This is a genomic window from Clostridium polyendosporum (genome assembly GCF_018332455.1).
Classification (GTDB): Bacteria; Bacillota; Clostridia; order Clostridiales; family Clostridiaceae; genus Clostridium_AY; species Clostridium_AY polyendosporum.
Genome location: NZ_BOPZ01000031.1, coordinates 23,878 through 40,577, shown reverse-complemented (window position 1 = coordinate 40,577; position 16,700 = coordinate 23,878). Strand labels below are relative to the sequence as shown.

Here is a 16,700-nt window from a genome sequence, read left to right as displayed (position 1 = left end):
TATAGATTTATATAAAATTTTATTCAAATTAATAGAAAAGCTCTCTTTTAAAATTTATCCACAAGTTTGCTAGAAAACCCCTCTGTTTTTTAAACAGGGGGTTTTTCAGCAAACTGATATAAAACACTGTTAAATAGCAGTGTTTTATTTTTTTACTCTATAGCAAATTATAAAATCGTTAAGTTATAGATAATAGACTAGATGTATAGTTTAATAATACGATTGTTAGAACAAATGAGTTGGATTTTAAATATCTTAACAAATGTTAATTAAATTTAAAGTGTATGCTGATTATTAGTAATATGTCACAAAAAATGTATTTATTAATTGTATAAAATTACAAAAGTATTGACAAATTATTCTTCCAATTACTCCAAATTTTGCGCAAATTAACAAGTAAACATTTTCAGGGAGGTTTTTAAAAAAATAGATTAATTTTTCTAAAGTTTCCTTTAATAAAATTAAAAAATAAATTAAAAACTGACAAGGAAAATATATCCAAATGATGCAATTTAGTTGGACAATTTACAAAATAGTATTTATAATTATAATATGTTACAAGTTACGAATCAGTTATTATTAATAAATTTAATTGTACAATTAAAATTATTAAAAATTTTCCTATAATAATCTAGTTAAATAATATGGGGAGGGGGAGAAAAGATGTCTGAAAATATTTTAAAGAGAGAATTGACTGATGATTTAGAGACAGAAGAAATTTTTAATGAATACGAAGGACAAAAAAATTATAAAGAGATCTTATACAATGTTATTAAAAGAATCTTGGATATCATAGGAGTAGCAGTGGGGCTTATTATTGCAAGTCCAATATTTTTGGTTATTACCATTTTAATTAAACTTGATTCAAAGGGCCCTGTTATTTTCTCTCAGGAGAGAGTTGGTTTTAGAGGCAGAAGATTTAAAATGTATAAATTTAGATCTATGATTGTTAATGCCGAAGAGCTAAAAGAAAAGCTAAAGGGACAAAATGAAATGTCAGGTCCTATGTTTAAAATGAAAGATGACCCTAGAATAACAAAGGTTGGAAAGTTTATAAGGAAAACAAGTTTAGATGAACTGCCACAGCTTATAAATGTTTTAAAAGGTGATATGAGCTTAGTGGGACCAAGGCCAAGTCTTCCTAAGGAAGTAGCTTATTTTGAACCTTGGATGCTGAAAAGATTAGAGGTTAAACCAGGACTTACATGCTATTGGCAAGTTATGGGTAGAAATGACATAGGTTTTATTGATTGGATGAAGCTTGATATTAAGTATGTAAATGAAAGAAGTATTTGGACTGATATAAAGCTTGTTTTTAAGACAGTAGGAGTATTGTTCGGGGACGAGCATGCAAGATAGGAGGAAGACAAATGTTATGTGCATTAATAATGGCTGGGGGAAAGGGAACTAGATTTTGGCCATTGTCAACAGAAGAAAAACCAAAGCAGTTTTTAAATTTAATTGGAAATGAGACAATGATTCAAATGACTGTTAATAGAGTGAAACCACTTATTCCTATTGAGAGAATATTTATTTGCACAGGTGAGCAGTATGTTTCTTTAGTTAAGGAACAGCTTCCAGAGCTTCCCGAGAAAAATATAATAGTAGAACCAGAAGGTAGAAATACAGCACCTTGTATAGCTCTTTCAGCTTTTGTAATAAGAAGATATTATAAGGATGCTACAATGGTAGTACTTCCTTCAGATCATTTAATAAAGGAAGAAGAAAAATTCCTAAATATTATAAAAGATGCTGGGGAACTTTTGAGTGATTATCAAGATGCTATTATCACTTTAGGTATGACTCCAGATAGACCTGAAACTGGATATGGTTATATAAAGTCTGGTAATGAACACATTAAAATAAATAATAATAAAGTTATAACTGTTGAAAGTTTTGTTGAAAAGCCAAATAAGGAAAAGGCAGAGGAGTACCTACGCGAAGGTAATTACTTATGGAATGGTGGAATGTTTCTTTGGAAGGTAGATAATGTACTAAAACTTATAGATGCACATTTACCTAATACATATGAAGCTTTAAAGAATATAGAGCTTGTAAAAGAAGATCAACTTCAAGATGAGGTTAATAATAACTATGGTAAAACAGATAGTATATCTGTTGACTATGGTATTATGGAAAAAGCAGAGAGTATACATGTTATTCCAACTGATATTGGATGGGATGATATAGGGACTTGGAATGCTGTAGAAAGATACAGAAAAAAAGATGAAAACTCTAATATACATATAGGTGAAGTGAATATTTTTAATGGTACTAATAACTTGGTTGTAGCATCAAGTAATAATATCATTATTGATGAGCTAAGTGATATATATGTTATAGAGAATAATGGAAAAATAATTATAGGTAAAAAAGAGAATGTAGATAGAATTAAATCATTAAAAGATATAGTATTGTAGTTTAGTTAAGTAAAATAGAGAGTAAGTGATTGAGAGTTTTTAATAATGACATAATAGGGGCGGAAGGGGATATTTTTATGAAAATTGTAGTAGCCGGTACTGGATATGTTGGATTAGTAACAGGAGCATGTTTATCTGAAGTAGGACATAGTGTAACTTGTGTAGATATTGATGAAAGAAAAGTTGAAATGATGAAAAATGGAATTTCACCAATATATGAACCAGGATTAGACGAATTATTAAAGAAGAATCATGATATAGGAAGATTAGATTTTACAACGGATTATAAGAATGCATATAAAGATGCAGATGTTATTTTTATAGGCGTAGGTACTCCAGAAAAAGAAGATGGTTCAGCTAATTTAGATTATGTTTATATAGTAGCAAAGCAAATTGCTGAAAATATAGAAAAAGACTGTCTAGTTGTAGTTAAATCAACAGTTCCAATAGGTACTAATGATGAAGTTGAAAGTTTCATTAAAGAAAACTTAAAGAATGATGTAAGAATAGATGTAGCATCAAATCCAGAGTTTTTAGCACAAGGAACAGCTGTTAAGGATACGCTTCATGCTAGCCGTATTGCAATAGGAGTAGAATCTAAGAGAGCAGAAGAAATATTAAGAGAAGTTTATGAAAGATTTAATCAACCAATAGTTGTAACTAATAGAAGAAGTTGTGAAATGATAAAGTATGCTTCAAATGATTTCTTAGCTTTAAAAATTTCATTTATCAACGAAATAGCAAACTTATGTGAATTAGTTGGAGCTAATATTGAAGATGTTGCTCATGGAATGTCCTATGATTCACGTATTGGGGATAAGTTCTTAAAAGCAGGAATAGGTTATGGTGGTTCATGCTTCCCTAAAGATACAAAAGCACTTCACTGGCTAGCAGATGGTCACGGATATGAATTAAAAACTGTTAAAGCAACTATAGACGTTAACGAAAATCAAAAGTTTAGATTAATGAAGAAAGCTAAACAAAGATTTAAGATACTTAGAGGATTAAAGGTAGCTGTTTTAGGATTAACTTTTAAACCGGGTACTGATGATTTAAGAGAAGCTGCATCAATTCCAAATGTTAAACTGTTATTAGAAGAAGGTGCAGAGGTAGTAGCATATGATCCAGTTGGAACTGAAAACTTTAAGAAGTTATTCCCAACACAAATATCATATGTATCTCAGCCTGAAGATGCTTTAAGAGATGCAGATTTAGCATTTATATTTACTGAGTGGAAAGAAATAAGAGAAATAAGCTTAGATAGATATAAAGAATTAATGAAGAAGCCTGTAGTATTTGATGGACGTAATTGTTACGAGTTAGATGAAGCTAAATTATCAGGAGTTGAGTATCATTCTGTGGGACGTCCTATCGTATAAATATAAAATCTAGTATTAATATAACAATAATAAAAAAGATGGATAATAGAATTAAGTCTGTCTTATTCAATGATAAAAAGATAATTTGCTAAAAAGATTCATACAGAAATATAATATTATAGCTGAAGGTACTAAATACAGCATTTTGTATTAACTTTCAGCTATAATTATAAAGATACTGTTATAATTATAAAATACATAATCTATGTTTTAGGAGAAAAGTTATGAATAGAATGAATTTCTTGAATACACAGGTTGATAATTTAACTATGAAAGAAGCAGTAGATAAATTAGAAGGCTTACTACATGATGGAAAGTACCATTATGTAGTAACACCAAATGTTGATCATATAGTAAAGTTAGAACATGATAAAGAATTTAAGGAGATTTATGATAAAGCAGACTTAATTTTAACAGATGGAATGCCATTAGTTTGGATATCAAAGCTAAGTAAAACTCCTATTAAAGAAAAAATTTCAGGTTCTGATTTTTTCCCGGAAGTCTGCAAAGTTGCAGCTGAAAAGAGGTACAAAATCTTTTTATTAGGGGCTGGAGAAGGTGTTGCTGATATAGCAGCTAAAAACTTAAAAAGTAAATATCCAGGATTAGAGATTGTAGGGACTTATTCACCAAGTTATGGATTTGAAAAAAAAGAAGATGAAGTTAAAGAAATAATACAAATTGTAAATAGAGCAAAGCCTGATATACTTGCAGTAGGATTAGGTGCTCCTAAACAAGAGAAGTTTATTTATAAATATTTATCTGAGTTGAAAGTTCCAGTTTCTTTAGGTATTGGTGCGACTATAGATTTTGAGGCAGGTAATATAAAGAGAGCACCTAAATTAATGCAAAGTTTAGGATTAGAATGGTTTTATAGGCTGATAAAGGAGCCTAAACGTATGTTTAAAAGATATCTTGTTGATGACTTAGCAATATTGAGAGTTGTGATAAAATATAGGAAAAAAGTGGTGGCATAATGGATAGAGGTATAAATAATACGAATATATTATACTTAACGAAGACTATGAATTATGGTGGAACAGAAAAAGTTATTATGCAACTTTGTGAAAATTTAACAGATAATTTTAATAATATAGTAGTTTGTTCTACAGGTGGAGTACATGAAGATAAACTGAACCAGTTAGGTATTAAGCATTATAAAATAGGTGATTTTGATAATAAAAGTTTAAGCAATATATTCAAGACAGTTATTGAGATACGTCGTATTGTAAAAGAAGAGAGTATAAATATTATTCACAGTCACCATAGGATGGGAACCTTTTATGCAAAGATTATTTCTGCATTTACCGGCTGTAAAGTTGTACATACAGCGCATAATACATTTACAGATAAGAAGCTTTTTACTAAATTTGCACTCTCAAATGTAGATATTATAGCAGTGGGAGCAAATGTTAAGAAAAATTTAGTTGATTATTTTAATTTAGATAAAAGTAAAGTACAGGTTATATACAATGGAATAGCTAAAGAAAAGTTTGAACCTAATGAGGTTAAAGAAATAGCTGAATTAAAAGAACAAGGATATTTCATAGTTGGTAACATAGGAAGATTATCTGAACAAAAAGGATTTAAATACTTTATTGATGCAATTAGTGAAGTAGCGAAAGTAAATGATAAAATAAGATTTATAATTGTAGGCGATGGAGAGTTAAAAGATGAACTGGTTAATCAATGCAGACAATTAAATGTTGACAAGTATGTTAAGTTCCTTGGTTTTAGAAAGGATGTATTAAACATTATAAATCAGTTAGATATAGTAGTACTAAGTTCATTATGGGAAGGATTACCTTTAACTCCTATAGAAGTTTTTTCACAAGGTAAAACTATAATTGCAACTAATGTCGATGGTACTCCAGAAATCGTAGCTGATGGGTATAATGGGATTTTAGTTAATCCTAAAAATTCAGATGATATTTGTAAATCTATTGTCAATTTGTATAATAATAACGATTTAATTTCTGAATATGGAGTAAATGGGTTTAATACTTACTTAAATAAATTTACTTTAGAACGAATGATAGAAAATTATAAGAAATATTATATGGAATATATTTAAGGAGAAAAAAATGAACAAGCCTAAGGTTACTATATTTATGCCAGTTTATAATTCAGAAGAGTTTATAAGCGAAACTGTTGAGAGTATACTTTCTCAAACTTTTACAGATTATGAATTTTTAATTGTAGATGATGGTTCCACTGATAAAACATTAGATATAATAGAGCGTTATAATGACCCAAGAATAAAAGTTGTTAAAAATGAAAAAAATATGGGATTGCCATATACTCGAAATTTAGGTCTTCAATTATCAAGGGGAGAATATTTTGCATTAATTGATGCTGATGATATTTGTTATAAAGACAGAATAAAAACACAAGTGGATTTTTTAGATAATAATGATAACGTTGGTGTTGTATCAACACATGTTAAAGTATTCGGGAAAATGAGTATTAAAGACAATATTAGGCTCCATGCGTTTTTTAATAAGAAATTAAACTCAGAAGAAATTAAAGCTAAACTCATTTTTTCTAATTTTATATCCAATCCTTCTGCAATGATAAGAAAATCAGTATTGATTGAAAATAATATAAAATATAGAGCTGAATATTCAAGTGGTCAAGATTATGGTTTATGGATAGATCTACTTACTAAAACAAATTTTCATATAATAAGTAAAAAGTTACTTAAATATAGGTTTGGACATGGTAATGTTACTCAGAAGAGTAAATCTAAAAGAGAAGCTATCCATAAAATATTAAGTAAACAATTGTTTGAAAATATAAATTTAAGTTACAATGAAGATGATATTAATGCACTTACTACTATTATGTTAAAGAATAAAGATGTTAATAATATAACTGATTTAGAAAATATATATGCATTATTGGAGAAATTATGTAATCATAATATAGAAAATGGAATATTTAATAATAGTTTATTGATGAAAGAAATTCAAATGCAACGATATTACTTTTTTGTTAATGCAAAGCTTAATAATATATCATTAGAAAATACAAAATACAAGTTTGAAAGATTAAATGCTATTGATAAGTTAGTTATATATATAAAAGTATGGTTTAAACATATGAAAAAGTAATAATGAATAGCTCTAGATGGTGTAGGTAATTTGGTGTAGGTAATTTAATGTAACAACTGCTTTTATTGAAAAAAGCTAGCTAATAGAAATGAAAGAAGCTGTTTGATATTAACCTGGATTTAGGTCTAATAAATGCGATGAAAAAAAGGTGAAAAACGAAAATTAAAAAATATATGATATTTAGATATCATTAATATTATTATATAGGTAAAAAAGGAGTTGTATGAATAAAGAAAATTATAAAATAAATAATTATGGTTTATTAATAAGTATATTTATAAGTATATTTGTAATTTTTGATAACATTCGATCAGCCATAATGCTTAAGTTATTTAATGTAGATTTTATTGTAATTGCACGTGTAAATTACTTTTTTATAGTGTGTACCATTTTGTTTTTTTTTACTAATGTAAGACAAAAGAAGTATGATATGAAAGTATTGTACTTGCTAATAATTTCTATAGGTTTTTCTATGATTTCATTGTTTATGAAATCTTCAACAATAAATGATTATATAATTGTAATAGGTTGCTATATGATACCTATCTTACTTTTAGGGGGGAGATTAGATAATTACATAACAAGTAAGTTCTTTAACTGTGCTTTAAATATCTTAAATATTTTAACTTTTGTTGTCCTATTTTTGGGAATAATTGATTACTTAACAAAGGGAATGACTCAATTATTTTTAGCTAACATTGCATATTTTGATGATCGATATAAAGAATTAGTATATATGAATTTAAATGGTATATATAGATATTTTTCTTTTTTTGGACATCCTCTTAGAAATGCTCAATTGTTTTTAATATTTTTTATATGTAATAATATTTTTAATAAGTATTTTTATACAAAGATTAATTCTGTGGTTATTTCTATTAGTACACTTATAGGTGTAACTATTTCTAATAGTAAATTAGGGGTGTTATTAGCATTAATATTAATATTAGTATGCAATACAAACAATTCTAAAAAGAAATATTTATATTGGATAGTAAGTATAATAATGATAATTATATTTGTGAATTCTAATCTGTTTTATTCTACTGTTATTGAAAGACTGTCTTCTAGTTCTGATTTAACGAGTGGAAGAAATGAGATTATGAGTGCTATGCTAGATGGTTTTGTAAGTAAACCAGGGTTATTAGGTGATGGATTATACTATTCTTATTATGTTAGATTAGCTACAGGAAGTGGAGCAACTAGTTTTGAATATCCATTTATAATGTTTGCTTATGATTTAGGAATTATATCAACTATATTCATGTATGGGTTAATTACAGTTTATCCAATTATTTTACTAATATACCATAGAAATTTTTATCTTTGTTTTATGTATATTATTTTATTAGCAGATGTAAATTCTTATAATGGTCTAACAAATCCAGGGGATTTCATGGCACAATTTTGTTTTATTACTTTTTTATTTTTAAACATAGATAAAATAATTATTGAAAATAGTAAATCTTAATTTTATTTTAATATTAAAAGGAGTAATATTATGCACATATTAATAATTCCTTCTTGGTATAAGACAGAATCTAATCCTACTTTAGGAAGTTTTTTTAGAGAACAAGCTCAGGCGTTAGTAAGGGCAGGCCATAAAGTTACTCTGCTTTTTCCAGAAATATCATATGACACTAAAGATATTTTTAATACAAAAATATCTATTTTTGATGATGAAGGTGTATCAACTTATACAAAGAAACAGTATATGATCCCTAAAACAGGATGCTTTGGTTTTAATGTGTCTTTTTATAAAGGAATTAATGACCTGTATAATGAAGCGGTTAAACAAGTAGGTACTCCTGATATAATACATGCTCACTCATGTCTGTGGGCAGGATATAGTGCAATGAAATTATCAAGTAAAAAAAATATACCATATTTAATAACTGAACATTTCACAAAGTATTCAAGGGGATTAATAAAAAGCCATGAAAAACCTTTAATAAAAAAGCAAATTAAATATGCAAGTAAAGTTATAGCTGTAAGTGAAGGGTTAAAAAATGATTTAGAGGAATACTCATTAGGTAAAGAGATTCTAGTTATAAGTAATATGGTTGATGTAAATAAATTTGCATTGAGAGAACAAAAATCACAAAATGACAAGTTTAAGTTTTTGAGTGTTTGTTATTTAATGCAGAAAAAAGGATTAGATATATTACTTAAAGCTTTTGCAAAGAGTTTTAAGGGTTATGAAGATGTTGAATTAATAATAGGTGGCGATGGTGAAGAAAAAGATAATCTCCTTAGGTTAACAAATGAATTAGGTATCTCAAGTCAAGTTAAGTTTTTAGGAGCATTAAATCGAGATGAAGTAATAGAAAATATGCAGAGTTGTAATGCATTTGTTCTCCCAAGTAGATTCGAGACTTTTGGAGTTGTATTTATTGAAGCATTAGCATGTGGCAAGCCAATTATTGCAACAAAAACTGGGGGACCGGATGGAATTGTTAATAAAGGAAATGGCTTCTTAGTAGAAGTAGAAGATATAGAGGGGCTTTCAATAGCAATGAAAAAAATCATTGATAATATCTCTTGTTATGACGCTGAATTAATAAGAACTGATTGTATTAAGAGATTTTCAGAGAAAGCAGTTATTACACAGTTTGAACAAGTCTATAAGGATATTTTAGGAAAAAAATAAAAATGATAAACAAAATATAAAGATACTTATAGATAATATACTAATTTATATAATTTATAAAATATAGTTATATAATTAGATTACTTGGAGGAAGTGAATGAATAAAACAACTACATTAAAACAAGGAATACTAATAAATGTTGTTTCTAAATACAGTAATATAATACTACAACTTTTAATAAATTCTATATTAGCAAGATTGTTAGCTCCTTCTGAATTTGGATTAGTAGCTATTGTGATGGTTTTTATATCGTTTTTTACAGTTTTAGGAGATATGGGAATAGGCCCTGCTATAATTCAAGATAAAACTCTAAGTAAAAAAGAAATTTCAGATATATTTATTTTCTCTGTGTTTGCAGCAGTGATTATAGCCATTGGATTCTATTTCTTCTCATATTTTATATCTTATTTTTATGAGAATAAAATATACATAACGTTAGGAGCTATGTTATCAATTTCTATTTTTTTTAGTATAATTAATGTTGTTCCTAATGCATTAATATATAAAGATAAAAACTTTAAGTTAGTAGGAATAATAAATGTTGGTACGAATGTAATAGTAGGATGTATAACTATAGGTTTAGCAATTAAAGGTTGGTCATATTATGCGTTAATACTCGATTCTATTTTAAAAAGTTTATCTATGTTCTGTATGTGCTTTATTAATAGTAAAATTAGACTTTATAAAAGTTTTAATTTAAATTCTGTTAAAAAAATTAGAGGATATTCTAGTTATCAATTTTTATTTAATTTTATAAATTATTTTACTAGAAATTTAGATAATATATTAGTGGGTAAGTTTTTAGGTGTTAATAGTTTGGCTTATTATGATAAAGCTTATAAACTTATGTTATATCCAGTACAGAACTTAACATATGTAATAACTCCTGTGTTACATCCAGTTCTTTCAGATTATCAAAATGATAAAGAAGTAATATATGCAACATATTTGAAAATAGTAAAATTTTTAGCAGTTGCAGGTGTGTTCGTTTCTGTATTTTGTCTTTTTTCTGCTAAAGAAATAATTTACATAATGTATGGACCACAATGGGGAGATAGTATTGTAATATTTAAAATATTATCAATTTCAATAGTTGTTCAAATGATATTATCAAGTATTGGATCTATATTTCAGGCTACAGGATATGTAAACAAGCTCTTTTCAACAGGTATTATATCTTCGATTTTCACTGTAACGGCGATATTAATAGGTGTTTTAAAAGGAAGTATAGTATATTTATCTATTGGAATTGTAATTTCTTTCATTTTTAATTTTATCCAATGTTTTTATGTATTAATCAAAAATGTTTTTAATAGAGATTTTATAAAGTTTCTTTTGCAATTAAAAAGTATAATAGTTATTACCATTTGTATGGTAATAGGATACGTAATAATTTCTCCTCTAAATATATCAAATCTTTACTTAAGTATTGTTATAAAACTTATTGTAGGGATTTTAACATATTCAATAGGTTTATTTATTACAAAAGAGTACAAGTTATTTATAAGCGTACTTCTTAAAAGATAATTAAGAACTTGGTTTGTGATATAAAAATGCCATATGTAATATAATGTAAATAAGAGTTTTAAAGTCTATTTTCTTTCATTGTTTATACATTAATGATTCTATAAGTATGTTGTGAATTATATTAGGCAAGCTTAAAGGGAAGAGAAGCTTAATAATGTAAGGTTAAATGTACTACATTAGTATGCAAGCATTTATTTTAATATTAACATGAGGTTAGAAAGACTGTTCCTGTTTTTTATAATAGATCATTCATTATTAGGATATAAGATGCTAAAAGTAAAAAATGATATTTTCAAAGGAAACTTTCTAAGTTGCTTATGGGTAACACCTTAACTATATACTTTGATGAGTAGATGATAGTTTTCGTATCTAATGTTTAGAGAACATTATTAGATGATTGGAGAGATATTCAAGTGATAAATTCTTTTAAGAAATCGTTAATTTATTATATAATAAATTTTTTGTTTTTATTTATATGCTTAATACAGAATACTCAAAAAAATCATATTGCTTTAACTATATCAATAGTTATATATATAATATTTATTTTTTATATAAATGAGAACGATGGTGTGACTAATCAAATAATTCTGTCAATCTCATTTAGTGTTATTTATACTAATTTATGGCGATGGACATACTTAAATATTCCTATGGAAATTAAGTATTTAATTGATGTTATAAGTATTATTTTAACATTAAAGATATTGTTTCGATTTAAAAAATATTCTAGGTGTTTAAAAGATAAGATTGTAATAATAAGTTTGTTGCTAATAGTGTTTTCTCCAATAATCTCTTTCTTTAATAAAGTGGATTTTATAGATTATATTATGTCATTAAGAATTTATATTAGGTTTTTGCCGATGTACATTATTTTGTCTATTTCTAAAAATGATTATAAAAAGCATGATTTTTATTTTTTATGTGGATTAAATCTAATATTAGTAATTATTCAGTCAAGACTTGGTTGGAGAGATGATGTATCTGGAGTCTTTGGTATTTCTAATGTACAAGGATTTTTCTTATTTCTTTTAATAATTTATTGTATTGGATTAACACGTTATCTTTATAATAAAATAAATTTAATGTTGTTTTCCATTATTTCGTTGGTTATATTTATTATAAGTGGAATAGGAGAAATAAAAGTAGCATTTATTATTATTCCTGTTATTTCAATAATAGGGATAGTATTGAATCAAAGAAATTATATAAAGTTATTTAAAATAGGCATTCCTATAGTATTTATGATTATTATTGGTTTTAATATATTAGTTCAAATTAGCCCAAATTTTAAGAGTTTTTTTAGTTATGATTATATAGGACAAAATATTTACAACTATACTATGAGAACTAATGATGAGAGGTTTTATTTGGGAAGAATTGAAAATATAGCATATACTAATAACTATATTTTAACATCACAAAAAGATAAAATTACAGGGTTAGGTATTGGATATGCAATGCCAGATGAAAATTGGTATTATACAGCGGATTTTGTACCTAGAGGTAGAAGTATTATTAACCTATATGAAACTAAATTATATCAAGAATATGGTCTGTATTTTGGCTATCATTTTTCTAGTATGAATATTATTTATCTAGAAGGTGGTATTATAGGTTTAATAACTTTCTACTTAATTATTAGTATTCAATTTCTTAGATCTTTTAAAATTTTAAAGAAAACTAATAAAATTAATTATAAATGTTTATCGAATGCAAGTATATCTTTACTAATAGCTTTGGTACTATTAATGTTTTATTATCCTTATTTGATAGATATAAATGCCAACTTGCTTTTTATAATAGTAATGGCATTAATAACAAATGTATATAAATTAGAATAAAAATTAAGTTCTATACTAAAGTTTCCATTTTAATAAATAAAAAGACATCTTTAAGTATATTATTGTAAAACGAGGGTGTCCCAAAAGTTATACTTTTGGGACACCCTCGTTTTAACTTAATATCAAAATTATCTCTAGTCTTAATGAAGTAAGGATGTTAAATTTATAAAAGAGTTTAGTTAATGATGTTCCAATCTTTCAGTTTTATAACTTTAGGTAATCTTAAGGGTTCAGTTTTACTAGGTGTTATTGGTGACATTATAATACTAATTGTTGTGTTTTGTGCATTATTTAAATGAATGTATAACTTTTGAACAGCATTATATGTTTGATTTGCAGGTGTAGGTGAACTAGGTAACGATTTAGCCTCCATTTTATTAAAATTAGCTTCCACTGGTGATAAAATAGAAATTTTTAATGTTTTTCCATCCTTTAAGAGAAGAGCACTTTTTTTATCACTACTTATTTTAATAATTGCTGGGGTATGAGCAAACCACCAAATATCAGATGGTTTATTGGTAGAAATTTCATCCTGAACCAGCATTTGTCCAGAATTCTTAAACAGAATCACACCTCGTTTTACAGATAATGCATCCTTTTTATAGGCATCTGTTATGTCAGCGATAGCGAAAGATCTTTTTGTATCTGATTTAAATAATTCGATTTTTGTATTAGCATATACATTCTGATCAGGTTTTAATCCAGGATTTATAACTAAAGTATTATGACCCTCAGCTCTTTTTCGATAATATTGCCAACGTCGTCCGTTTATTCCCATATTCCAGTATCCTGGAACATTATAATTTTCACTTCCGAGGTCACAGAACCATCTTACGCCTAAAGAATCATATACAAAAGTTCCAATATCTAGATCACTATGCGCTAAATTATTTTTTCCTGCCTTAAAGCCAACAAATGAGTCATTACTTTCAAGTAAAGAGCTATGCAGTGTAGCAACTTCTATTTCTCTAAAGTATTTATCCTGTATCTTTGGTTTAGATTCTTTTATTCTTTTATCATACCAGATAAGAGACATAATACTGCTATTTTTTACAGATGCCTCTTTGTTGTAGTACCATACATAATTACTATTTTTAAATTTATTTGCTAACCATAGCATTACTGGTGATTTTAGTTTGGGACTTTCAGCATCAGCAAAATTGAAAGTTCCGTTTGTACCTGTCATAAAAATTGGGAAATCACCGGCAGAAGAGAATCCGGATGATTTAGACAATTCGTAGTCTGTCCCTAAAGCTGAGTCTAATGCAGAAATAAAATAAGCAGAATATGTTATACCATAATCCCAGTAATTTGGACCTTCATACCAGCCACCGTTAGGATTATACTGAGTCAACATGGTTGGTAAAGACTTAATAGCATTTTCAAGTATTTCGCCTGAAACTAACTCATATTCTTTACTTTCATCTGCTATTGCAAGAGCGCCTAAACCAATTCCGCTGTTACAAACTCCATTCCAATTACTAGAGTTAACTACCCATTCTTTTTGATTGTGATAGAAGTTTAATGCTTGATTAAGTCCTTTGGTAAGAATGGCACTTCTGACTATAGATTTTTGTTCACTAGATAAATAATCATAAAGCCAGTCATAACCTATTGCTGCAGCATTAGTCATTTCTGCAGTATCAAGGAAATGTGATGGATGCCAATCTGGAAAAGAAAAGTTTTTACGGTCAGGATTTGCATCTGAAATAGTTTGTAATTCAAGCCAAGCGCGATCTGCATATTTTTTTTCCCCGCTTATTCTATAGACAAAAGATAATGTTTGTATTCTATCAAGTACCTTTCTACTTACAAATAAGAGACGTGTATTATCAGATAGCTCATATTTAACAGGTTTTTCATGTAGCATTAGATCCGCCCTAGACTTAATATATTTATATTGTTCTTTTATAAGTTTATTTTGTGATATTTGAGATTTGATTCTTTTAAAATCAGTATATGTAGCCATTAATCTAGGGTGGCTGTTATTTTTATTCTTGTCTTTTAAAAGTTTAATTATATCTGATGCTTCAGCATTGTATTTTTTTTGTGGCAAGGTTTTATTAATATAGGTTGATATATAGTACGATAACAAAAAAAGTATAATACTAAGACATAAAAATAATAGGAAAAATTTAGTTGATATTTTTTTCACATTAATCCTCCTAAGGTTCCCATTGCTATATCTCCTTTAGTACATAACTATATTATAATAATTTTATAAATAATACTACTGAAAGTTTAAATTGAAGTTTCTAAAGTATTAAAGAACTCATCATCGTATTTTTATGAAAGAAAGTATTATTTGTTGATATGAACGCAGTAATTATTGATAAAATTAACATCGAAAAAACATCCTTATGTCTTAATGGTTTTGTCCACAAACTAACAATAAAGAGGTTTTTCATTATGTTTCTCAGTATGTTGATTTACGAATAGTAAGGATGTATATAATTAGGGAAGTCAATGTTGTAAATTTATTATTCTGAAAAAGTAAAAAGCCACCTTACTTAGTAGTATAAAACTGAAGTTTAAGTCCAACTATACTAAGTTAAGGTGGATTTTATGATTTATAACCAACAATCTATTACTACAGAATTAAAAGGCTCTAGAGAGAATTAGGATTTTATTTTCTAAGTACTTAGGATGTTATATTGTTTATTATTAATTTAAACTGTAGTTGAATCGGAAGAATCATTGACATATTCTATTACACATCTTCTATTGTGCCTTAACTATAGTAACTTTTCCTAATAGAATGTTTTCAGTTATAGGATTCTTTTCAAATATTATCGAACATATTAAAGGAAATACAATGCCAACTAAGATAAACATATAACTATTATAATGAAAAATAGATTGTAAAACTGTATTTATAGGTAAATGAAGGTACATTATAATTAAAGATTGCTTACCAATATATCCAACAAGGTTACTTCTTTTATCCATTAGCATACTTATTAATAAAACAAAAACTGTAAATAACACAGGAATACATAAATCTAATAGTAAGTGTCTATACTGACTATATTTCATATCTAAGCTATATTTTAATATACCTAACTCAGATATGATAATTAAAACGCTACAACCTAATCCTGTTAATGTTGTCATTAAAACTTTTGGTTTTGTATAAATTGAATTTATTAAATCTTTACAATAGAATCCTATTCCAAAATAAATTAATGCTACTAATGAAACATCAATATTCCAAGGGAACTTAAATCTCATAGGCATATTATAATAATCACTACTTGGTAATATATATATAGACTCCAAATGGCCTATAATATATGCAGTAACAAGACAAATTAATACATATTTCTTTTTGAGTTTAACTTGTAAAATTGAAAAAATTAACTGAGTTACGATTAAACATGTCACATACCAATAAACACCACCAATAGCACGTCCACCATAAACAAACATAATGAAATCCTTTATTATACTTTTAAAGGTTATTTTATCATAGTTAAGCATAGTAAGTAATAGCCAACTAATTATATAGAATGCTATATATGGTATAAGAAATCTACTAAAGGTTTTGTTTAACCATGCTTTAATTTCTGTTAGTTGGAATGGTTTAAAAAGGAATCCACTAATTATAAAAAATGCTGGCATATGAAACCAGTAAATATAATCAAAATTTTCAATTTTTGAGTGCCCAACAACAACTAAAATTATTAAAAGTCCTTTAGCAATGTCTATGTAACCTTTTCTATCAAGTTTTACTGTTTGATTCATTTATTATCATACCTCCTTAAAT

General features: G+C 26.9%; 12 protein-coding genes. 10 read left to right on the top strand and 2 right to left on the bottom strand.

The window, feature by feature from the left end:
• Nucleotides 1-663: 663 nt before the first annotated feature.
• The 10 genes from CPJCM30710_RS14780 to CPJCM30710_RS14735 all read left to right on the top strand — a co-directional run bounded on the left by CPJCM30710_RS14780 (nt 664) and on the right by CPJCM30710_RS14735 (nt 12,934).
• The gene (locus tag CPJCM30710_RS14780; protein WP_212904942.1) at nt 664-1,359 is read left to right on the top strand and encodes a sugar transferase; all 696 of its coding nucleotides are present in this window, start codon (nt 664-666) and stop codon (nt 1,357-1,359) included.
• An 11-nt stretch (nt 1,360-1,370) separates the two neighbouring features.
• A complete protein-coding gene (locus CPJCM30710_RS14775) occupies nt 1,371-2,420 on the top strand; it encodes a mannose-1-phosphate guanylyltransferase (RefSeq protein WP_212904941.1) in 1,050 nt (349 codons plus the stop codon).
• Between the two features lie 77 nt (nt 2,421-2,497).
• Nucleotides 2,498-3,799 (top strand): UDP-glucose dehydrogenase family protein, encoded by a 1,302-nt coding sequence (locus tag CPJCM30710_RS14770; RefSeq protein WP_212904940.1) that lies wholly within the window; start codon nt 2,498-2,500, stop codon nt 3,797-3,799.
• 224 nt (nt 3,800-4,023) lie between these two features.
• Nucleotides 4,024-4,776 (top strand): WecB/TagA/CpsF family glycosyltransferase, encoded by a 753-nt coding sequence (locus CPJCM30710_RS14765; RefSeq protein ID WP_212904939.1) that lies wholly within the window; start codon nt 4,024-4,026, stop codon nt 4,774-4,776.
• On the top strand, nt 4,776-5,873 hold the full coding sequence (locus tag CPJCM30710_RS14760; RefSeq protein ID WP_212904938.1) for a glycosyltransferase family 4 protein: 1,098 nt from the start codon (nt 4,776-4,778) through the stop codon (nt 5,871-5,873). The genes CPJCM30710_RS14765 and CPJCM30710_RS14760 overlap by 1 nt, the downstream gene beginning before the upstream one ends.
• Nucleotides 5,874-5,883: 10 nt before the next feature.
• Nucleotides 5,884-6,912: a glycosyltransferase family 2 protein gene (locus tag CPJCM30710_RS14755; protein WP_212904937.1), complete on the top strand. Its 1,029-nt coding sequence runs from the start codon at nt 5,884-5,886 to the stop codon at nt 6,910-6,912.
• Between the two features lie 223 nt (nt 6,913-7,135).
• The gene (locus tag CPJCM30710_RS14750; RefSeq protein WP_212904936.1) at nt 7,136-8,383 is read left to right on the top strand and encodes a hypothetical protein; all 1,248 of its coding nucleotides are present in this window, start codon (nt 7,136-7,138) and stop codon (nt 8,381-8,383) included.
• 30 nt (nt 8,384-8,413) lie between these two features.
• Nucleotides 8,414-9,562: a glycosyltransferase gene (locus CPJCM30710_RS14745; RefSeq protein WP_212904935.1), complete on the top strand. Its 1,149-nt coding sequence runs from the start codon at nt 8,414-8,416 to the stop codon at nt 9,560-9,562.
• A 97-nt stretch (nt 9,563-9,659) separates the two neighbouring features.
• A complete protein-coding gene (locus CPJCM30710_RS14740) occupies nt 9,660-11,090 on the top strand; it encodes a lipopolysaccharide biosynthesis protein (RefSeq protein WP_212904934.1) in 1,431 nt (476 codons plus the stop codon).
• Between the two features lie 863 nt (nt 11,091-11,953).
• The gene (locus CPJCM30710_RS14735; protein WP_212904933.1) at nt 11,954-12,934 is read left to right on the top strand and encodes a hypothetical protein; all 981 of its coding nucleotides are present in this window, start codon (nt 11,954-11,956) and stop codon (nt 12,932-12,934) included.
• A 175-nt stretch (nt 12,935-13,109) separates the two neighbouring features.
• On the opposite strand, the gene CPJCM30710_RS14730 is transcribed toward CPJCM30710_RS14735, so the two are convergent.
• Together CPJCM30710_RS14730 and CPJCM30710_RS14725 are read right to left on the bottom strand one after the other, a co-directional pair.
• Complete coding sequence (locus tag CPJCM30710_RS14730) at nt 13,110-15,089, bottom strand: heparinase II/III domain-containing protein (RefSeq protein ID WP_212904932.1); 1,980 nt, start codon at nt 15,087-15,089, stop codon at nt 13,110-13,112.
• Between the two features lie 566 nt (nt 15,090-15,655).
• Complete coding sequence (locus CPJCM30710_RS14725; protein ID WP_212904931.1) at nt 15,656-16,678, bottom strand: acyltransferase family protein; 1,023 nt, start codon at nt 16,676-16,678, stop codon at nt 15,656-15,658.
• Between the last annotated feature and the right edge of the window lie 22 nt (nt 16,679-16,700).